The organism is Campylobacter sp. RM16190 (assembly GCF_012978835.1).
Classification (GTDB): Bacteria; Campylobacterota; Campylobacteria; order Campylobacterales; family Campylobacteraceae; genus Campylobacter_A.
Genome location: NZ_LIWS01000004.1, coordinates 139,947 through 161,307, shown reverse-complemented (window position 1 = coordinate 161,307; position 21,361 = coordinate 139,947). Strand labels below are relative to the sequence as shown.

General features: G+C 36.5%; 20 protein-coding genes. 3 read left to right on the top strand and 17 right to left on the bottom strand.

Features of this window, described 5'->3' with window-relative positions:
- Nucleotides 1-17: 17 nt before the first annotated feature.
- The 13 genes from CDOM16190_RS06120 to galE all read right to left on the bottom strand — a co-directional run bounded on the left by CDOM16190_RS06120 (nt 18) and on the right by galE (nt 14,582).
- Nucleotides 18-623: an acetyltransferase gene (locus tag CDOM16190_RS06120; RefSeq protein WP_170019456.1), complete on the bottom strand. Its 606-nt coding sequence runs from the start codon at nt 621-623 to the stop codon at nt 18-20.
- Nucleotides 610-1,215 carry a sugar transferase gene (locus tag CDOM16190_RS06115; protein ID WP_170019343.1) on the bottom strand — a complete coding sequence of 202 codons (606 nt, stop codon included), beginning with the start codon at nt 1,213-1,215 and terminating at the stop codon, nt 610-612. Before CDOM16190_RS06115 ends, CDOM16190_RS06120 begins: the two co-directional genes overlap by 14 nt.
- Complete coding sequence (locus tag CDOM16190_RS06110) at nt 1,208-2,323, bottom strand: glycosyltransferase family 4 protein (RefSeq protein WP_170019342.1); 1,116 nt, start codon at nt 2,321-2,323, stop codon at nt 1,208-1,210. The genes CDOM16190_RS06115 and CDOM16190_RS06110 overlap by 8 nt, the downstream gene beginning before the upstream one ends.
- A 45-nt stretch (nt 2,324-2,368) precedes the next feature.
- Nucleotides 2,369-4,489, bottom strand: a complete 2,121-nt coding sequence (locus tag CDOM16190_RS06105) for an STT3 domain-containing protein (RefSeq protein ID WP_170019454.1) — start codon at nt 4,487-4,489, stop codon at nt 2,369-2,371.
- Nucleotides 4,479-5,606 carry an N-acetylgalactosamine-N,N'-diacetylbacillosaminyl-diphospho-undecaprenol 4-alpha-N-acetylgalactosaminyltransferase gene (gene pglJ / locus CDOM16190_RS06100; RefSeq protein WP_170019452.1) on the bottom strand — a complete coding sequence of 376 codons (1,128 nt, stop codon included), beginning with the start codon at nt 5,604-5,606 and terminating at the stop codon, nt 4,479-4,481. Before pglJ ends, CDOM16190_RS06105 begins: the two co-directional genes overlap by 11 nt.
- Nucleotides 5,603-6,649 (bottom strand): glycosyltransferase, encoded by a 1,047-nt coding sequence (locus CDOM16190_RS06095; RefSeq protein ID WP_170019341.1) that lies wholly within the window; start codon nt 6,647-6,649, stop codon nt 5,603-5,605. Before CDOM16190_RS06095 ends, pglJ begins: the two co-directional genes overlap by 4 nt.
- 1 nt (nt 6,650) lies before the next feature.
- Nucleotides 6,651-7,706, bottom strand: a complete 1,056-nt coding sequence (locus CDOM16190_RS06090; protein WP_170019340.1) for a glycosyltransferase — start codon at nt 7,704-7,706, stop codon at nt 6,651-6,653.
- On the bottom strand, nt 7,703-8,638 hold the full coding sequence (locus tag CDOM16190_RS06085) for a glycosyltransferase family 2 protein (RefSeq protein WP_349644380.1): 936 nt from the start codon (nt 8,636-8,638) through the stop codon (nt 7,703-7,705). The genes CDOM16190_RS06090 and CDOM16190_RS06085 overlap by 4 nt, the downstream gene beginning before the upstream one ends.
- Nucleotides 8,635-9,399: a glycosyltransferase family 25 protein gene (locus tag CDOM16190_RS06080; RefSeq protein ID WP_170019339.1), complete on the bottom strand. Its 765-nt coding sequence runs from the start codon at nt 9,397-9,399 to the stop codon at nt 8,635-8,637. The genes CDOM16190_RS06085 and CDOM16190_RS06080 overlap by 4 nt, the downstream gene beginning before the upstream one ends.
- A complete protein-coding gene (locus CDOM16190_RS06075) occupies nt 9,392-10,918 on the bottom strand; it encodes an MATE family efflux transporter (RefSeq protein ID WP_170019338.1) in 1,527 nt (508 codons plus the stop codon). Before CDOM16190_RS06075 ends, CDOM16190_RS06080 begins: the two co-directional genes overlap by 8 nt.
- A complete protein-coding gene (gene tviB, locus CDOM16190_RS06070) occupies nt 10,918-12,153 on the bottom strand; it encodes a Vi polysaccharide biosynthesis UDP-N-acetylglucosamine C-6 dehydrogenase TviB (protein WP_170019337.1) in 1,236 nt (411 codons plus the stop codon). The genes CDOM16190_RS06075 and tviB overlap by 1 nt, the downstream gene beginning before the upstream one ends.
- 14 nt (nt 12,154-12,167) lie before the next feature.
- Entirely contained in the window at nt 12,168-13,490 is a 1,323-nt protein-coding gene (locus tag CDOM16190_RS06065) for a UDP-glucose dehydrogenase family protein (protein ID WP_170019336.1), read from the bottom strand.
- Between the two features lie 108 nt (nt 13,491-13,598).
- Nucleotides 13,599-14,582: a UDP-glucose 4-epimerase GalE gene (gene galE, locus CDOM16190_RS06060; protein ID WP_170019335.1), complete on the bottom strand. Its 984-nt coding sequence runs from the start codon at nt 14,580-14,582 to the stop codon at nt 13,599-13,601.
- A 324-nt stretch (nt 14,583-14,906) separates the two neighbouring features.
- Between galE and nrfH the strand changes: the two genes are divergently transcribed.
- Nucleotides 14,907-15,410, top strand: a complete 504-nt coding sequence (nrfH, locus tag CDOM16190_RS06055; RefSeq protein WP_249321525.1) for a cytochrome c nitrite reductase small subunit — start codon at nt 14,907-14,909, stop codon at nt 15,408-15,410.
- Nucleotides 15,411-15,425: 15 nt separating this feature from the next.
- Complete coding sequence (locus CDOM16190_RS06050) at nt 15,426-17,105, top strand: ammonia-forming cytochrome c nitrite reductase subunit c552 (RefSeq protein WP_170019334.1); 1,680 nt, start codon at nt 15,426-15,428, stop codon at nt 17,103-17,105.
- A gap of 461 nt (nt 17,106-17,566) precedes the next feature.
- Here the strand turns inward: CDOM16190_RS06050 and CDOM16190_RS06045 are convergent, their stop codons facing one another.
- Nucleotides 17,567-17,818: a hypothetical protein gene (locus tag CDOM16190_RS06045; protein WP_170019333.1), complete on the bottom strand. Its 252-nt coding sequence runs from the start codon at nt 17,816-17,818 to the stop codon at nt 17,567-17,569.
- 101 nt (nt 17,819-17,919) lie between these two features.
- On the opposite strand from CDOM16190_RS06045, the gene CDOM16190_RS06040 reads away from it, so the two are divergent.
- Entirely contained in the window at nt 17,920-18,189 is a 270-nt protein-coding gene (locus tag CDOM16190_RS06040) for an XRE family transcriptional regulator (RefSeq protein ID WP_170019332.1), read from the top strand.
- A 139-nt stretch (nt 18,190-18,328) separates the two neighbouring features.
- Here the strand turns inward: CDOM16190_RS06040 and CDOM16190_RS06035 are convergent, their stop codons facing one another.
- The 3 genes from CDOM16190_RS06035 to CDOM16190_RS06025 are packed head-to-tail and all read right to left on the bottom strand — an operon-like array spanning nt 18,329 to nt 21,309.
- Nucleotides 18,329-19,183, bottom strand: a complete 855-nt coding sequence (locus tag CDOM16190_RS06035; protein WP_170019331.1) for a DNA ligase — start codon at nt 19,181-19,183, stop codon at nt 18,329-18,331.
- The gene (locus tag CDOM16190_RS06030; RefSeq protein WP_170019330.1) at nt 19,180-20,238 is read right to left on the bottom strand and encodes an NAD-dependent epimerase; all 1,059 of its coding nucleotides are present in this window, start codon (nt 20,236-20,238) and stop codon (nt 19,180-19,182) included. Before CDOM16190_RS06030 ends, CDOM16190_RS06035 begins: the two co-directional genes overlap by 4 nt.
- 51 nt (nt 20,239-20,289) lie before the next feature.
- Nucleotides 20,290-21,309 carry a 3'-5' exonuclease gene (locus CDOM16190_RS06025; protein WP_170019329.1) on the bottom strand — a complete coding sequence of 340 codons (1,020 nt, stop codon included), beginning with the start codon at nt 21,307-21,309 and terminating at the stop codon, nt 20,290-20,292.
- Nucleotides 21,310-21,361: the final 52 nt, after the last annotated feature.

Genomic DNA, 21,361 nt, shown 5'->3' with positions numbered 1-21,361 from the left:
TTATTTTTTATCAAATTTTAGTCCAAATTTCTCATTTTTTTAGCAGGAATTCCGTATGCTACGACATTTTCTTCTATATCTCTTACTACAACACTGCCTGCACCGATTACCGAATTTGCACCGATTTTGATATTTTGTATGACGCTTGATCCAATTCCAACATGACTTAAATCCCCTACTTTAACGCTACCGGCCAGCGCCACATTAGGACTGATATGCGCAAACTCTCCGATAATACAGTCATGCTCTACAACAGCTGCCGTATTTATGATAGCACCCTGCTTTATGATGGCATGAGCGTTTACTACGGCTCTTGGCATGATTACGACTCCACAACAAATTTTAGCACTACTACTTATAACCGCACTTGGATGAATCAAGCTTACGACATTAAATCCAGCTTTCTGCACGACATCTTGAAGCTTTTTTCTAGTGTTATTATCGCCTATAGCTATGATAACATCGGCCTTTTTAAGCTCAGGGCTAAATTTTAAGATATTTTTACCGTCAAATTTAACGTCATCCAAAAACCAAATTTTCTCATACCCGCACTCTGCGGCGATATCGGCTACAACTGCGCCATGCCCGCTGCATCCGTAAATATAAATTTCAGTTTGTTCCATCAAATTTCTCCGTCGTCACATGCCCCTCTTTACTCACTCCGCTTCTGTTAAGCACCTTTTTAACGGTCATCAAAGCTATTTTAACATCCATTATAAAGCTTAAATTTTCTACATACTCAACGTCAAATTTAAACTTCTGCTCCCAGCTTATCGCATTTCTGCCATTTACCTGAGCAAGCCCCGTAATACCCGGCCTTGCATTATGTCTTTTAGCCTGTCTAGCATTGTAAAGAGGTAGATATTCTATAAGAAGCGGGCGGGGTCCAATGAAACTCATATCGCCTTTTAGCACGTTAAAAAGCTGAGGAAGCTCATCTAGGCTAAGGCTTCTAATCGTTTTGCCAAATTTAGTTAGCCTCTGTTCATCCGGCAAAAGCTCGCCATTTTCGTCTCTTTCCTCACTCATTGTCTTAAATTTATAAATTTTAAATATCTTTGCATTCAGTCCTGGTCTAGCTTGAGTAAAAATCACGCTTTTACTTAGTTTAAAGTAGATTAAAATCGCAACCACAATCATAATAGGCAAAGTAATGACTATCAAAACAATGGAGCCTAAAATGTCTAAAAACCTTTTAAAAAACGCTTTATACATCGATAAATTTCCTATACGCCTCAATATATTTTATAGCGATATCTCTTTCGTCAAACTCTTTTTCTACCATTGCTCTGCCATTTGTACCCATTTTTTTGGCTAGAATTTCATCGTCTAGTAAAATTTCAATCTTTTTGGCTAAATCAGAGGCGTTCTTTACCTCGCAAAGAAGACCATTTACTGCATCTATTACAGCTTCATTGCATCCTGCAACATCGCTTGCAACTACCGGCACGCCCACACTCATAGCCTCTAAAATTGTCCTAGGAAAGCCCTCGCGGTAGCTTGGAAGAGCAAGTAAAAAGCTAGATTTTAAAAGCTCTGCAATATCGTCTCTTGCACCTAGATAAAGGACATCCCCGCTTCTTAAAAAGCTCTCATCGGCAGTGCTTTTATTGCCATCAAATCCCTCTCCGACATAGACAAATTGAGTATCGCTGCGGTGTTTTAGGATTTTTGCAGCCTCATAAAATTCCCTAACCCCCTTATGCCACATAGCCCGACCTATCATCAAAACCACTTTTTTATCGCCCAAATTTGCTCCGATGACTCTATTTGGATCAAATTTATCAATATCTACTCCTACGCTTTTAATCTTTATGATCTTTTCTGGCTTGATTAAATTTTGCTTCAAAAAATACTCTGGATCAGCCTCATTTACAAATATGCAAGCATCGCTTAAATTTAGAGCCCTTTTATAAAGCGCTTCTATTGCTACGCGTATAAGCCTTGTCTTTAAATCGTTATCTATATAAAAACTTCCAAGCCCTTCGACTAAATTGATAATATGCTTTATGCCCGCTTTTTTAGCCGCAAAGGTGCCGAATACGTTTGATTTATGGGCTGAAGTTTGAAGTAGGTCTAAATTTAGAGTGCGTAAAATTTCACTAAGTCTATTTGAGTTCTTAATAACCACAAAGGGATTTAAGCTGGCACGGTCAAGCTCGTATGTAACACAATTAAACTCATTTTCAAGCCGTTTTACATATTCGCCCTTTGGACAAATGGCAAAAACTTCATGTCCAAGCTCTTTTAAGGCTCGCATTATTGGGCTTCTAAAGTGATAGATGCTCATATCGGCATGGGATAAAAAACCGATTCTAGCCATTAAAATTAACCTTTTTATTTATCAAATTTAGATTTTATACACTAATTATTTCAATAATTTATAAATTTTAACCGCACCGTTTAATACAACCGGCTCAAATAGCTCTTTATCGTAATTTTCAAACACAAAAAGTTGAATATAAGCCGAGTTTAGTGCATTTTCATCAATCACCAAAAATCTTCTATAATCCTTCATATAAACTACATAGACCTTCGCACTTGAATCTATCCTATAAGGCTTTACCACAAGCTTATCTTTTTCATCATAACTGGTCTCAAAATATGTATTTATTGGCACATTATCACCATTATAAATTAGCTTTGAGGCATCATTTGACATGATAAAACCTCCGCCTATATCAACACCTTCATTTTTAATCGCGTACGGAGCGCCTATATAAAAAAGCACATTATCATACTCCGCTCCGCTAGTCAGATCAAGTCTTGAAAACTGCAATACAACAGGGAAGATATGCATCATGGAATCTGGCAGATAAAAGTATATATCTCTTGTCTTTTTAGGCAGATTAAAATTATTGTTATTTAGCGAATTTAAAAAAGCATTTGCATTTGTAGCATTATAATCTTGCATCATCTTGGCTAAATTTGAGCCAAATTTCTCTGTAAAATTACGCTCCGTATATTCGACCTCAAGGCGAGCCATATTGGCTGAGCTGATTTGATTTTCCCCCAATGCAAAACTAACTGCGAAATTATCCCTGCCAAGGTGCTTTCCGCCGTCAATCAAACTCTTAACATCGGCATAGTAGCGAATCGGATAGCCATAATCCCACCAAGCTAGAGTATAATCCTCTCTATCCGCCACAAGCTTTAGTTTATCCAGGCTCTCAACCTCCTGCCTATAAAACACCGTAGGAACCTTGTAGCCATATATGTGAAACAAACAAGGCAGAATCGAAACAATAGATATGGCTAAGATTATGCCTCTATTTAGCCATATATTGAGCTTAAATAAATTTATAGCCCAAACTACAAAATATCCAAATCCAATAGCCATGACAGGCACTGAATATATGGTAAATCTAAGTCCGCCCTTTACAGCCAAAAAGCCTAAAAATAGCATAGGAAGAGCGAGAAGAAAAGATCTTTTTTTAAAGCATAGTATTATTATTCCAACCAAAGAGGCTACAAAGGTAATCACATGTCCGCTTATACGCTGCGCAAACACGTCAAATTCCACTATCCCAGACTCCCTTATGGTCTGATTTACGTTAAAGTAGTGAAATGCCAGTCCGGAGCTTTCAGGTACGCTTCTAAATACGTAAAATTTCAGTTGAAAAAGTATTGGATTTAGACCACCCGTGATAGCAAAAAGCAAAACAGCAAATAATCCAAGCGCGGCGATACTTCTTTGGTTCCATAAATTTGGTCTAAAATAGATTAGTAGATAGATGGTTAATATAAGTGAAATTTTAATGTAAAAATTTATATAGGTAAGAGCTATTATCATAAAGATAAGTGCTTCGTAGTTTAGCTTATTATTTCGATCAAAAATTAAGGTATAGAGCAAAAACATACCTATAGTAGCGAAATTTAGCGAGTATGAGCTAGGATACCACCAGATATAAACCAGCATAAAAATAGGCACAAATATCAAATTTACCCGTTTTTTCTGCTCCACCAAACGCACCATCGACCAGATGACAAACATCGGCAAGACTATAGTAAGCATATCGGTATCATAATACCCTGCCATTGTGCGATTATAGTAGCTATTAGCTATACTTGCCAAAAGAGCGGCTATGAAACCAGCTCTAGTTACGCCATATTCGCGTGCTATCAAGATAATAGGAACAACAATTAAGGAGCTAAAAAATACGCTCATATACAAGATAGTGGTTTCAAAAGAAAATGGCAGAATTTTAGCTATGACGTAAGTAAGAGTAGAAAGCGAGCTTCCATAGTAGCTAAGGTCATTTGGCTGATGAAATCCGGCTATCATATCACGCGCGCCCTCGGCGAATGCATAGCCGTCATTGGTGCTAATCATAAGCTGATTATTCCAAAAAAACGACTCATAATCGCTTGCCCAATATACCCAATAAAACCTACAGGCAACACTAAAAATAAATGCCAAAGAGATTAATAAAAATGTCTGTTTTGAAAATTGAATACTCTTTAAGCTCTTTAAAAATTCACCTATCATTGTTTCCTTCCAAATACTCAATAAGCTGCCTTGTTATCTCTGTTTTATCAAAATTTTTAATGCGATTATACGCTTTTTTTTCATATTTTTCTCTAAGTTTTTCATCATCAAGCGCTTTTTTCATAGCCTCTAGCATACTTTTTTCATCATCAACGCCTACTAAAACACCAAATTCATCATCACCCAAAAGCTCTCTTGCTCCGCTTTGATGATCTGTTGATATTATAAATTTCTCACATGCCAAGCCCTCTAAAAGCACATTTGAAAACCCTTCAAAGCGTGAAGCGCAAACCAAACAAGAGGCATTTTTAATAAATTTAAACGGATTTTTCTGAGCTCCCAAAAGTCTAACTCTATCATTTAGTTTAAGTTCATCGATAAGATTTTGAAGCTCTTTATCTAAATTTCCCTTGCCTAAAATTGCAAGAGTGGCGCGAGGATCATCTAAATTTGAGATTATTTTAATCAACATAGCCTGATTTTTTCCGCTATCAAGTCGTCCAATATTTATAAAAAAAGGTATAAAATCACTTTCATAATGCTCATTTGCAAGCTCTCTTATGCTTTCTAAATTAACGGCGTTATATAGCACTCTTACCTTTTTTTCATCACAGCCAAAATTCTCAACCAAATCTCTAGCATTCCCATTCGCATTGGCTAAGATTAAATCGGCTCTATTGTAAAGAAGCTTGATAAGAAATTTATTTGCTCTCCCGCTGATTTTTTTGCCGTATATTATAGAGGGACAGCTTCTCTCGCTTATGACCATTCTCCCCTTTAAGCCAAAAATTCTAGCCATTAAAGCGATATAGCAAGGGCGGTTCATCAACACAAAGTGCCTATCTATACTTAAACTCTCGCACAATTTTTTATATTTTAAAGCTAATTTAGGCAGAGTAAAAAATAATCTAAATATCTTTTTTATACCGCTTTCATAGGGATTTGAGTTCTCTATGAGGTGAATTTTTACTTGAGGAGGAATTTCATAAGATATGACATCGCTCATAAGAATCAGATGCACTTCATACTCTTTGGCAAGTCCGGTAAGTAAATTTGATACTACTCTCTCAGCGCCTCCTGGCCCCATAGAGTATAGGAATACGGCTAGTTTTATCACTTGACCACTACTTCTTCCACAAAATTTTGCCACTTTTGCATGACATTATCTATCCTAAATTTATCTAAATCTTTTCTTGCGTTTTCTACAAGAGTTTGGCGTAAATTTTCATCTTTTATAAGTCTTGTTAGCTTCTTAGCCATCTCCTCTTTGTTTTCACCCTTAAACAAAAGCCCGCTTACCTCATCATTTATAAGCTCCTTGCCTCCGACCGTATCGCTAGAAAGTCTTGCGCAATCAAAATTTGCAGCCTCTATCAATACATTTGAAAGCCCTTCACTACGAGAAGATGATACAAATATTTTAGAGCGCTCATAGTATGGCTCTATCTCCTCGATATGTCCTAAAAATTTGATATTCAGCCCAAGCTCATCGGCTAAATTTTTTAGCTCAGCTCCAGCAGAGCCCTCTCCTGCTATCTTTATCTCCCAGCCCTCTAAAATCTCTTTATCTATCTTTGCTAGAGCCTTTAGATATAGATCATAGCCTTTTACAAATTCAAGCCTGCCCACACTTAATATGATATTTTCCTTTGCAAGCCCCTTGGAGTCCTTTAAAAAAAATGGATTATGCAGTATGACCCTATTTTTTACGAATTTATAGTAGTCGATGTCATTTTGAGTTAGCACGCTAAGTCCATCCACATTTCTATATGCGAAATCTCTGATAAATCTAAATTTCAATGCCTTAAGATGCCCGTTTTCATGGTGTTCGCTGGCTATATGTTTAAATCCAAGTCCAAAATTTGCCACCACACAAGCTACGTTAGTCCAATCTATAAAGCTTATTATGACATCTGGCGCAATCTTTTTAAAGCAGCTTCTAAGAACTGAAATCTTTCTAAATTTATTTAGCACCCTACTTCTGCCGTAAATTTTAAGATGGTGAAAGATAACCTCGGGAGGAAATTTATAATACCCTAAATCCTCCTCAAGGACTGCTATATGCACCTCATTTTGCTTTGCAAACCCGCTAGAAACAGCGCTTAGCACACGCTCTGCGCCACCATTTCTAAGTGCCGCTATAACAAACAAAATTCTCAATTCACACCGCCTCTTTAATCATATTAAGCCATTTTTCATATATATTATCCACGCTGAACTCCCAAAGCCCGGCTCTTGCGTTTTTGCAAAGCTCATCTCTTCTCGTCTCATCTTGGATCAAATTTAAAACCATCTCACTCATTATCTTATCATCGTTTATTTCGCATAAAAATCCGTCAAATCCATGCGTTATAAGCTCTTTTGCACCGCTTGTCTTAGTAGCAACCCTTGCACAATCATAGCCAATCGCCTCTATTAGCGTATTTCCAAGCCCTTCAACAATAGAGGTTGAGATTAAAATTTTAGCCCTTTTATAAAGTTTCTCAACATCTGCCACATTGCCTAAAAACTCGACTTGCGCTCCAAGCTGTTTAGATAGCATTTGCAGTTTTTCCCTCTGTTCGCCATCTCCTGCAACTATAAATTTATAGCCATAATTCTTTAAATTTGCAGCCACTCTTACAAACATCGCACAGTTTTTTAGCATATTTAAGCGTCCGACAAAAATCACTAAATTTTCTTTTAAACAGCTTAGTTCATCATTATTTTTACCAAAACCAGGATTATATATAACTTCTACATTTTTGCAAAATTTAGAATAATATCCTTTGTCCTCTTTTGTCAGCACACTAAGCGCATCTGCAAAGGGATAAAAGATATATTTTAAAGCTTTAATAATCGGTTTTTTCGGGGCATTAAAGCTAGTATGCTCGCTGATTATAACAGGAGTTTTTAAACCCACGCTACTCATTAAAACCAAAATATTGGTGCTATCCAAAAATGATACAACAGCATCAAATTTATCATCTTTTATCATCTTTCTTAAAGAGGCAAATTTGCTAAAACGCTTCTTTAAATTTCCTAAAAATCCAAAATCTCCTACGCCTTGATTTAAATTTACGAGCTTTACTTTGCTATCAAGCTCGTAAAATGGCTCACTGCTATCAAATTTAGCCAGCACCACCTCGTTAGTCTCACTAAATTTAGAAGCGATTATAGAGCACACCCTCTCAGCTCCACCACATCTTAGAGTCGAGATTACAAACAAGATTTTCATATCCCAAACCTCTCTTTTATCTTGACTCTAAGCTTAGATAGCCTTTGTAAAAATGAGCTTGGAAGCGGGCTAAGCAGTAAAAATACAAGAGTCTCTTTATTAAATTTGATTCTTAAACTCTTAAATAAACACTCATACATAAGTGCATATTTGCCAGCTATCTTGGCGTAATATGCGGCATTTTTATACTGAAGAGCTAAAAATTCAGGCGCCATCTTGCTTGCTATCTCGTAGCATAAATTTGCGGTTTTTAGATAGGCATTGGCAACCTTATCTGCATGCTTGGCGGCATTTGCCGTAGCGCTGTCAAAGCGGGCTATCCTATATATGTAAAGCGGTTTTTTGTGATAATAGACCAAATCTTCAAAAAACCTAATATATAGCTCGTTTTCTCCGCCGAAACTATTCTCGTCTAAGCGAAAATTTTCTATAAATTTATGAGAAAAAAGCTTAAAATACTCTCCATTTATCCTGCCGCAATGATAGTCTATCTTGCTCATCTCGCAGCTTTTCTCATAGGGATTTCTGCCTGAAATTTTACCGCTTATATCACCGTTTAGCTCACAAATACAGTCTGCAAACACAGCATTATATCCTTGTTTTATAAAGTCAAAACACTCGCTAATAGCTGTTAAATACAGCTCATCATCATCGTCAAGCAGGCAGATAAACTCTCCATTGCAATTATCAAAGCCGTTATTTTTATTTCCGTTTGGACCCTTTGTATGGGTTTCGTTCACCACATATTTCACTCTAGGATCTTTTAAATTTTGACAAAACTCACTAGTGCCATCACTGCTCTTATCATCGGTTATTATGATCTCTAAATTTTTATAAGTTTGATTAAGAGCCGAATTTAAAGCCTTTTTTAATAGATTGATACGGTTAAACGTAGGGATTATGACACTTATTAAAGGCTCATTTATATTCACGTCTTTTCCTTAAAAATTCTCTCATAGCCCTTAAATTTAGCCTCATATCTAGTCGCTAAGATATATTTAAACGATTTAAATAGGGCTTTTAAATTTATCTTGGCATACCCGCGCTCATCACGCTCTTTATTGATATTTGAATCACTTAGATCAACAGGATGAGCAAAAATATCGCTAAAATACATATTAAGCTTATTTGAGGTCAATAGATAACTCCATAAATCTGCCGTACAAATAGCTCTTTTATGCGTATCAAGCAAGGCCTTGGCGCTATCTCTTGTCACTATATAAGCAGCCGCCCTATAAATACTCACATAAGAGTGCTTTGAAACCAGGTAAAAACCATCTTCTAGCCTCTTTCCAAAGGCCGAAAATCTACCCGCAAGTCCCTCTTGACAGCCGCAAATCAAAATTGAGTTTTTATCTATTTTATCCGCTAGTTCAAATGCTTTTTTTATACCCTCATCATCCCCTATAACATCATCTTCAAATATTAGTGCGAATTTTGCGTCACTACTTAAAAACTCCTCATAAGCCCTCATATGAGAGAGGCTACAACCAATCTCGCCAGGACTTAAGAGTCTATTGTAAGTCTTAAAGCTATTAAGCGCGTATCCAAAATACTCCTTGGCGCTCATCAATCTACCATCAATCGCATCCAAGACATTAAATTTATCATAGCTTGCAAAGCGATTTTTGAGAACCTCGCGTCTAGCTTCGTCCTTTTTCAGAGATATTAAAAACAGGCTATTTTCATGCATTTGCAAACCTTTTAAATTTAGCAATAATCTTATTTACAACAATTTTTTGCTCAAACCTATTAAATATCAAAAATAAGTTAACGACATATCCAAAAATCAAAAACAAAACCGAACAAAGGATAAATTCCATCCAAGTTTTAATATCAATAAAGCTGCTAAATATAAAAATGGCCGTAGATAAAACTATAAAAATACCTAAATTCTTAAGATATACTCCATAAAATGTCGTTACTTTTAGCTCTAAATTTAAAGCCGCATTTATAAGGTCAAAAAATAGTATGCGAACGCTATAAAAAACAGCTCCTATAATAGCCACCCCATATACTCCGTAATCGCTAAATTTTAAGATCAAAATTTGAGCGATAATGGTGCTAACACCCAAAATAGTATTTGCGATAGCCGGCCTACGAAGCTTATTGGTCGCGCTATCAAGGTTAAAAAGCGCAAAGGCATAGCTTATAAAGATAATCGGAACAAGCGTTATCATCGAAAGATTATATATTAAAGCTATCTCCTCGCTACTCTTAAACGGCAGCCAAATGGTGTAAAACTCTCGTCCAAATACCACAAAAATAGCTGCCGGAACACTCATTACAAAGGCAATAACTCGCATTGAAAATTTAGTCTCGTTAATCAAGGCCAAAAGATTATTTTTCGAGTAAAGCTCTACAAATTTAGGTGCAAAAACTCCACTAAGCTGAGCCACAAAGCTCTCTAAAATAATAGGTGCGGCCTTTGATACAGCAAGAAGCCCTGTGACGTTAGCATTTATAAAGATATTGCAGATAAATAGATCCATTCCTGTCATCAGCACGCGGTTTAAGGCGTTAAAGCTATTCCAAACGCCAGAGCTTAAAAGCTCTTTTATCTTGTTAAAATCAAATTTAGATATATCAAATTTTAGCTCCGGAGTGATGCGAGCGGATATAAAAATAGTGCTTAAAAATACAAAAATAGAGGTCACAAGTGCCGAAATGGCGATATATGATATCATTGGAGTAAAAAAATAGAAGAAAAAAACTATCAAAATAGCCAAAATCGCACTTGAAATCGCATTTCTAATAGAGAGTAGATAAAGTTTGTTTTTCACAAAGGCAGATACGGTGATAACGCCGTTAAATAGCCCTACACAGAAATTTATAAAGTAAAAAACAAAGGTTAATTTGACATCGCGCTCCAAATTTTCTGGCACATTCAAAACGCTACTTAAATTTAGGATAAAAATCGCCGAAAGCAGTGCTACTAAAACAGAAAAAATTATATTTACGCTTAAAACGGAGGAGTAGTAGATGTTAGCCCTGTTAATATCACCTCTATGCCACTCATATGCCACAAAGCGACCGCTAACCGAATTTATAGCCACTGTAATAACAGAAGCATATGAAACTATAGCGTTAGAAAGAGCGACAAAGCCGTAAGCCTCGTTGCCAAGGCTTCTTAAGATATAGGGAGTCAAAAAGAAATTTATCCCTAAAGATATTACAAAAACAACAATTGAGCTAATCAGATTGATAAGCACTAGAGTCTCGCATCGGCGTCCGGATAGATATTTTTGATATCATAAACTAGGACATTTTTAAATTTTAGCCCCTTAAATTTATCATGCGCAACAGCGATAATCACGCAGTTATAATCATTTTCGTCATAATTTTTTAGCGGAGTTATGCCATACTCCCTCTTTACTTCCGCCTCGTCCACCCAAGGATCGTATACATCAACCTTGCAGCCAAAATCCTTAAGCTCCTCTATCACATCTATAACTCGAGAATTTCTAATGTCAGGGCAGTTTTCCTTAAATGTAAGCCCTAAAACAAGCACCTTTGCACTGCTTATTGTTACGCCTTTTTTGATCATCAGTTTTATTACCTGAGATGCCGCGTATTTTCCCATATTATCATTTATCCTACGACCAGCTAAAATCATCTCCGGATGAAAGCCAAGCTCTTGAGCCTTATGTGTAAGATAATATGGATCTACGCCTATACAATGGCCTCCAACAAGCCCTGGGCGGAAATTTAAAAAATTCCACTTAGTGCCGGCAGCCTCTAAAACAGCCGATGTATCTATGTTCATGCGCTCAAATATCATCGCAAGCTCGTTTATGAAGGCGATATTGATATCGCGCTGAGTATTTTCTATGACCTTTGCAGCTTCCGCCACCTTTATACTTGGCGCCTTATGAGTGCCTGCCGTAATTATTGAGCGGTAAACCTCATCCACTTTGTCTGCGATTTGCGGAGTGGAGCCGGAGGTAATCTTTTTTATTTTTGTTACAGTGTGCTCTTTGTCTCCCGGATTTATACGTTCAGGTGAATATCCGCAGTAAAAATCTTGATTAAATTTCATTCCGCTTACTCTTTCAAGTATCGGCACGCAAACCTCTTCCGTAACTCCTGGATAAACTGTGCTTTCGTATACTACTATGTCGCCTTTTTTCAAAACCTTTGCGACGCTTTCACTGGCTTTTATTACAGGGGTTAGATCCGGTCTTTTATTTTTATCTATCGGAGTTGGAACTGTAACGATAAAGAAACTGCAATCCTTGATATCCTCTAAATTTGTACTAAATTTCATTGAATTTTTTATCGCTTCGTTCATCTGCTCGCTATTTAACTCAAGAGTGCGGTCAAATCCACTTTTAAGCTCTTCTATACGAGTATTATTTACGTCAAATCCCACCACTTCATACTTCTTGCTAAAAGCAGCAGCCAAAGGCAGCCCCACATAACCAAGTCCGATAACAGCTATTTTCATATATTTCCTTTATTTTAAACTCTAACGCCTATTTGAAAATAGGTAAATCCAAGCTCTTTTAAAATTTTTGAATTGTATTGATTGCGACCGTCAAAAATAAGCGGGTTTTTAAGCCTTTTCTTCATCTCGTCAAAGTCAGGCGACCTAAACTCACTCCACTCGGTCACAAGAATCAAGGCATCGGCATCATCTAAAGCATCATATTTGCTTTTTGCATATTTTATTTTAGAATGGATTAGATATTTTTTGGCCTCATTTACAGCCTTTGGATCGTAAGCCACAATATTTGCACCTGCATTTTCAAGTAAATTTATAAGAGTTAGCGAGCTAGCCTCTCTCATATCATCTGTATTTGGCTTAAAGGCAAGCCCCCAAATGGCAATCTTTTTATCTTTTAAATTTCCGTTAAAATACTTAAAAATTTTATCGAAAAGAACTCGCTTTTGAGCCTTGTTTCTCTCCTCAACCGCATTTAAAAGTTTTGGTTCAAAGTCGTTTTGTTTGGCAGTATAGATTAACGCTTCAACATCCTTTGGAAAGCAGCTACCACCATATCCGCATCCTGCATAGATGAAGCTATATCCTATCCTAGAGTCGCTTCCTATGCCTTTGCGCACCAAATTTACGTCCGCCCCAACTCTTTCGCATATATTTGCTATCTCGTTGATGAAGCTTATTTTAGTAGCCAGCATCGCATTTGCCGCATATTTAGTCATCTCGGCAGATTTTACGTCCATTGCTATAAATCTATCGTGATTTTTCATAAAAGGAGCGTAAATTTCGCGCATAATCTCTTCAGCCCAGCCTCCGTTTGAGCCTACTACTACACGATCAGGCTTTAAAAAATCCTCAATCGCAGCACCCTCTTTTAAAAACTCAGGATTGCTCACAACCTCAAATTTTATATCCAAATTTCTTTTTTTTAGCTCTTGGGCTATGATATTTTGCACCTTTTCACCCGTGCCTACAGGAACGGTTGATTTATCCACTACGATTAACGACTTATTCATATTTTCGCCTATGCTCTTTGCAACCTGCAAGACATATTTTAAATCAGCCTGCCCGTTAACTCCCATAGGCGTGCCAACCGCTATAAAAATTACATTTGCATGATCTAAAGCCTCTTTTATATCGGTGCTAAATTTAAGAGTTTCGTTAGTAAAGCACTCGGCGACCATCTCGGTAAGCCCCGGCTCATATATAGGCACTATCCCTTGCTTTAAGTCATTAATCTTTTCTTTATTCACATCTACACAAATTACACTATTTCCCATTTTGGCAAGACACGCACCACTTACAAGACCCACGTATCCGGTGCCTATAACAGCTATTTTCAAAAATATTCCTTGAAGTTTTATTAAGCTTAGATTATACCTTTTTTAGGTTTATTAAATTTTAAATTTAGTTGAATAAATTCAATTCAAAAGATGTGAGATTAAAAGCTTTTACGCTCTTTTCTCCCACTCAAGAGCCGTTTTGATTATAAATTCCAAGCTATCTCTCTTCGGAGTCCAGCCGGTTAGTTTTCTAAGCTTATTTGCGTTTGATATTAACGCTACAGGATCGCCATCTCTCCTGGATGAATTTATAACTTTAAAATCTACTCCGCTCACTCTCTTTGTGGCCTCTATAACGCTTTTTACACTAAAACCGTATCCATATCCGACATTAAAAATCTCGCTACTATTGCTATCTATATATTTAAGTGCGGCAAGATGAGCGTCTGCAAGATCATTTACATGCATATAATCTCTCACGCAAGTGCCATCTTTTGTAGCATAATCGTTTCCAAAAATTTTCATATTTTCAAGCTTTCCAAGAGCTGTTTGCGTAGCTACTTTAATTAGATGAGTTGCGTTTGGATAATTTTGACCTATAAGGCCCTCTTCATCGGCTCCGGCTACATTAAAATAGCGCAAAATAGCAAATTTAAAGCTACTATTTGAAGATGCATAATCTTTTATGATCTGTTCGCTCATTAACTTAGAGTGTCCATACGGATTGATAGGATTTGTAGGGCTTAATTCGCTAACTTCAGGAGTGTCGGCCTCTCCGTAAACGGCAGCCGTAGAGCTAAAAATAAATTTATTCACGCCAAATTTTTTACAATAGGTCAAAATTCTAGCCACGTTTGCAGTGTTATTTAGATAGTATTTTAAAGGCTCTCTAGTGCTTTCAAGAACCTCTATAAAAGCCGCTAAATGAATAACGGCTTCAAATTTTCCATTATAAAAAATTTTAGTTAAATCATCCTCTAAATTTATATTTATAAACTCAAATTCACCAATGCTTTTAATGGCATGTATGGCGGCTATCGAGCCCTTTGAAAGATTGTCTATTACGGTTATTTTATGCCCACCCTCTTTAAGAAATGATTTTAGAACGTGAGAGCCTATATATCCGGCTCCTCCAGTAATTAAGATATTCATTTAAAAACCTTATTATAAAATTTAGTAATTTTATCAAAATTCTATTAATAAAGACTAATAAAACATTTGGCACATTTAATTGCATTTAATATTTATTAATTAATACTATACTAATTTATACATAATCAAAAAACATTATATTAAAGACTACTTTAATATATTTTTACTCAATTGTTATTAATTAAATATTTATTATATAGTTACTTTTTAACGAAAAATTTAAATTTTATTCAACTTTTTCGTTAAAAATTGATTTAAGTCAATTAATCTCTCATTTAAATGTAATATTATTACGAAATATTAATCTATCTATAAGGAGGTTTTTTGAAAGTCATAGAAAAAGCTAAAAAGCAACCCTATTTCTTGGCTACATTAATCCTTGTGATTAGCATAGGTGTTGTTTTGGGGCATGGACTTTATACCTTCGTATATGCAAAAGGTTTTTCATATATGAGTGATGATCCATCAGCTTGTAAAAACTGCCATGTTATGAATCAGGTGTTTGAAAGCTGGGAAAGAGGTGGGCATCAACACGTTGCAACATGTAATGATTGTCATGTTCCTCATGATTTCATAGGCAAGTGGATGATGAAAGCTGAGAGTGGTTTTGGTCACAGCTATGCTTTTACTGCTAAAGACAACCCTGTGCCTTTTAGCGCTAATGCAAAGAGCAAAAAGGTAATTCAAAACAACTGTATAGAGTGCCACGGAGAATATGCTGCGACTTCGGTTAATGCCAAAGCTCACGGTGGAGATCCAAATATACAAAACGAATCTTTAAGTTGTGTCTCTTGTCATAGGCAAGTCGGTCACGCTCATAACTATTAAAATCAAGGAGTTACAATGAAAAATAAACTATTGTTTAGTATAATTTTTATTATAGCTGTTATCGGCGGTGCAGGAATGTTCGCACTATTTAGCGATATCAGTGAGAAAAAGGCGCAAGAGAGGCACTACCCTCTAATGCTTAACAAGGTTAGTGACCTAAACCCTGATATCAGAGAGTGGGGCAAAAATTTCCCGACTCAATATGATGATTCAGTAGCGATGAAAGATATCTTTTTTGAGACACCTTTTGCCGGCTCGGTACCTTACAGCAAGCTCATGAGATGGCCTGCCGCTACCGTTTTTTGGCAAGGATATGCATTTGCGGTAGATTATAACAGACCTAGACTTCATTTTTATTCTCAAATCGATCAAATCGAAACTATGAGAAATAATAAAGAGTATCTAAACGCTCACGGCCTTCCTGCATTTAATGGACAACCTGGTTTTTGTGTAAACTGCCATACAGGTCACCTAACAGCCATAATAAACGATCCTAGCTATACAGTATTACGCACAGATCCGACAGAATCAAGCAAGCAAGATATGCCTTTCTTTGATATTGACAAAGAGAATGGGCAAGCAAGAAAAGAGGCTTGGGCTAAGATGAATGCTATTCCATATTTTGATGTAATGAAAATGGTCGAGCAAAAACACGGCAAAGATGCCTACGGCGGCTCTCACTTAGGATCAAGCTGTGCAGACTGTCACCATCCTGATGATATGAGCTTAAGAGTTACAAGGCCAGGATTTGTAAATGCTATGGTTAAGCGCGGATACGAAGCTGATCTAAAACAAGGTATAAAGGCTACAAGAGCTGAGATGAGAAACTATGTATGTATGCAATGCCACGTAGAATACTATCCTGGAAAACAAGCCACTCTAGTATTCCCATGGTCAAAATGGCCTAAGGATGAGCCATTTAAAATAGAGATGTTTGATCAGCACTTCGACGAGATGCATGATAAAGGCCTATTCTTAGCGGATTATAAGCATAAACAAACCGATGCTAAAATGATAAAGATGCAGCACCCTGAGGCTGAGCTTCACACTACAAGTATTCACGCCAGAAGCGGAGTAACTTGCGTGGATTGCCATATGCCTTATAAGAGAGTTGGCGCAACAAAAGTTACAAACCATATAGTTCAAACTCCTTTTGCAGATATAACAGCAAGTTGTAAAACATGCCACATGCAAAGCGAAGATGAGCTAAAAGAGAGAATTTCATTTATCCAAAATCGCCATGCTCACGAGCTTAGAAAATGCGAAAATGACCTACTATCTTTAATCGAAGATTTAAAAACAGCAAGAGTTGAACTGGCTAAACATAGTGATTTTTCAGGACTTGCACCTGATGAGCAGAAAAAATCTATAAGCGAAGCTTTAAAAGAACCGCTATGGATGCATAGAAAAGCGCACATCAGATGGGACTTTGCATTTAGTGAGAATAGTTACGGATTCCACGGACCACAAGAGGCTGCTAGAATCATAGGACAATGCCAATCAATCGCAAGAGAGGGGCAACTACACCTAGCCAATACTCTATCTAAATACGGTATAACAATAGCTCTAACACAAACAGCTACCATACCTGAGCCACCTGCAAAAATTGAATTGCACCATGGTCTAGTCGGAACTCCTCCGTCAGACAGACTAAAGAAACTTGACGAAGATGTTAAAAATCTAAATTTTAAATAACCTCTTTCCCGTCCTATAAACAGGACGGGGTTTTAATTTATAAATACCAAAAATATATAAAATTTTTTCGTATTTTCTATTTAAATTTACTATCAAAAATTCAAATCAGCCAAATCTTTGTAAGTATTTCCAATACAGCTTAACTATTTTTGCTGGATTATCATGATGATAAATCATTTTGTATATCAACTCCAAAAAACGATTTAAATACACGTCTTTGAATATTGCCCATATTGTCCAAAATTAATATTTTTATTTTGCTCATATTATTTATTTGATTTCAAAGCTAGTTTTTGAATAATTATTAAAATTTTACATTAAAACATACCCAAATGTCCTTTATTTTTTAACTAGATAAACCAATCTGCAAGCATTTTACTGTCCATACTCTCCACCTCCAAAATACTATAAGTTGTCACAGTTGCCAATACAGATCTGTCTTTATCTGTAAATCTAAAAACTTATAGTTTAGTCATTATCTCTTCATAATATTTTGAAACAAGATTAAGTATTTGTTCATCACTTAGTCTTGTATGATAATTTCTATGCTCCTTATAGTTATCGATAACTTCAATTGCCAAAAACCCGATTTCGGATTTAATAATATTTTCATTCTTTTGCATATTTAAAGCACCTATGACAAATGCTACTATCAAAGAAATTCCATATGTTGGAATTGCCAACAATAGCGCCAAAATCCAAACTAAAATCATTACTTTCTCCTTAATCATTTCTATAGAAATGATTTCTATAACAAATTGTAAATGGATTTTATACTAAATAAACTTATAGAAAACTTTTCTATAGGAATGAAATGCTAAATTTACCGGAAATAACAACAGAAGAAGAGAATAATAAATTTTTAGATACTGTCGCTTCAAACGTAAAGAAGATTAGGCAGGATAGAAGCTTAAGTCAGCTCGAAACCGCTCTTAGTATAGGACAAGCATCAAGCGGATTTTACGCCAATATGGAAAACAACGCTCACGGCAAACACTTTAATCTGCTACATCTATTTAAACTATCCAAACTATTTAAATGTGATATTTGCGATTTTTTTAAGGATACCGAAATAAAAAAATAAAGAAACCCGCAAATAAAATTTAATACTAATCCATATCCATAAAGCTACTTTAATTCAACCGTAATTTATAAAACCTGAAAATAAATATGAGTCGTAAATCTTAAATTTAAGTCTTAAAAATTATAAAATTTAATACAAATTAATCCTTTCTAACTCTTACAAAAACAGGAAATCTAGGAAGTCCGTTTGCGGTTAAATTTTGAAATTTGTATGTTATCACTTCGCCGATTTTTGGTGGATTTATTCGCTCCTCATCGCTAAAGCCTGAGCCTATCTTAAAGCGCTTTTTATCGCTTGTTTCGCAGGTAACAGAGCCAAGCTTGCCTTTAAATTTGCCACTGCCTTCATTAAGTGAAACGACCTCGCACTCTGCGTCCTTAAATTTTTTATATTTCATATCGTTTTTACTTCTGCCGTGATAATAGGCTAAATTTGGCTTACGAACTACCACGCCTTCGCCGCCAAGTGCAATTATCTCATCTAGAATTTCTTCAAGATGGGCATTATCTCTTAATTTTATCTGCTTTATTATCTTTATTTTTTCGCCACTAAGTTCACTTTTTGATAGAAAATTTTGAAGTTTTTCAATGCGTTTAAGCAGTCCTTTTTCGCTACTTGGAGCGTCAAAAACGTAAAATTTTATCTCTTGCCAAGCCTTTTCATCTGGATTTTTATCCATCACTATAGACTGGATTTTTTCAAACTCACCTCGCTTCGTATAAAGCTCACCGTCAAGCGCAAAAGGCGGAAAATTCAAAGTAAAATTTTTAGGAGCATTTATCTTTTTGCCGCTTCTTGAAAGTAAATTTTCTCCGTCCCAATAAGCTCTAATGCCGTCAAGCTTTTCGCTTACTAGATATCCACTTACATCTCTTTGATCAAATTCGCTAAGCTTCAAAAGCTCAAATTTTATGTTTTTACCTACTTGCTCGCTCGCTAAAGAGTGCAAGGCAAAAGTAGCAAAAAACAGCAAAACAAGAGTAAAAATTCTCAAATTTTAACTCCGTAAAACTCGCAATACCACTCTACAAATTTCGCCACACCCTCATTTACGCTTGTGCTTGGCTTGTAGCCAAAGTCATCTATAAGCCCGCTTACATCAGCATATGTAGCAGGTACGTCGCCTGCTTGTATCGGCATGAAATTCTTCTTTATCTCTCTGCCGATTTTTATCTCGATCGCCTTTATGTAGTCCATGAGCTCGACCGGGTTATTGTTTCCGATATTGTAAATTTTATAAGGCGCTTTTGATGTTGCAGGATCCGGGTTTAAGCCACTCCAAGAAGAATTTGGCAAAGCCGGGTTGTCTACGCATTTAATTATGCCTTTTACGATATCATCGATATAGGTAAAATCGCGCTTCATCTTGCCGTGGTTAAAGACGTTGATAGCCTCATTTTTAAGCGCGGCATCAACAAACAAAAATAGAGCCATATCAGGTCGCCCCCAAGGCCCATAAACGGTAAAAAACCTAAGCCCGGTTGTCGGCAAACCAAAGAGATGACTATAAGTGTGAGCCATCATTTCGTTACTCTTTTTGCTAGCCGCATATAGGCTAATAGGATGCTCTGTGCTGTGATGCGTACTAAAAGGCATCTTTTCATTTAGCCCGTAAACCGAGCTTGAGCTTGCGTAAACAAAATTTTTAAGCTCAAATTTGCGCGCGCACTCAAGTAAATTTACAAAGCCGACCAGATTGCTTTGCACATAAGCATGAGGGTTGATTAGCGAGTAGCGAACTCCGGCTTGAGCGGCTAAATTTACGACACAATCGAATTTAAATTCGCCAAAAAGCCTCTCAAGCACGGCCAAATCAGCCAAATCAGCTTTAATAAAATGTAAATTCGGATATTTTTTAGATGCTATGAGCTCATTTTCTTTTATCTCTTGTCTGCTAAAGCCCGCGTTTTCAAGCCTTGCATATTTTAAATTTACATCATAATAGTCATTTATATTATCAAACCCCACGACCTCATCGCCACGCTTTGCAAGCGCTAAAGACAGGTGATATCCGATAAATCCCGCGGTTCCCGTTAATAAAATTTTCATACTTATTCCTTTTAATTCATACCGATTTTGTTAAAATTTGGCAAACTAATTTCACTCATCGTCAAGGTTAATTTCCGGCAATCTCTCTTCAAATTTAGGCTGATTTTTAGCCTTCAAATTAATCTCGCTAGCCTTTTTTACCATACCGCCAAGTCCGCTTTTAGCTAAATGATCCTCAAGCTCATCAACGCCTATGCATTCTGACTCATTATCATCCTCTTCATCTTCATCAAATTCTCTAGCCACTATCTCGTAATCAAGCTCACCCTTTAGCCTTGCAAGTTCCATTTCGATAGCCTCACAAAATACGGGCGTATAACCCATTTGTGAGCATTTTTGAATCAAAAATTCACTCATGTCGGCTAAAAAGCTAGTGTAATCGTCTTTTGTTAAATTTCCACGCAAAAGCTCATATTTTAAAAACAGCCAATATGTATTTAAAGTATCAGACTCGCAGTATTCATTGATCTTGGCTATCTCACCCGCAAAAAACAGCTGCATAACCTGATCGCCGTGAATATCGTATTTTCCGGGCAAATTTAGACTCGCGCAAAGAGTATCAAGCTTTAGCCCGCTAACGGCACGAAAATCACTAATATGATCAAGCAGATCAAGATGAAAGCGCCCATCATATCTGCTTCTATAATTTTCCCACTTATTTTTATTAAGCTCCTTGTTATCGCTTTCAAAATAGGCAGGGCAGCTTAGATTATAACGCATGGACCGCACCATAATCATCGGCAGATCAAAACCGCGTCCATTAAAACTAATTAATCGCGGATTATACTCATTGATGAAATTTATAAATTTGGCCAAAATTTCCTGCTCATTTTCACCTTTCATTGTGCTAACGCGTAAAAATCTGCCAAATTCATCCGCCATTACCGCAGATACTGCGACTACTTTATGAAACATCACCGGTAAAAATTCGCTTCCGCTAGCCTCTTTTTGATCCCAAAATGCAGCTTTACAAACATCCAAATCACTGCCTCTATATCCGTAAACTCTCCTTAAAAGCGCGGTATCAGGAACAGTTTCACAATCAAATACACAAATATAACTTTTAGACACTTCAAACCTTTTTTAGCCAAATATTTGTAAAATGATACCAAAAATAGTGAAA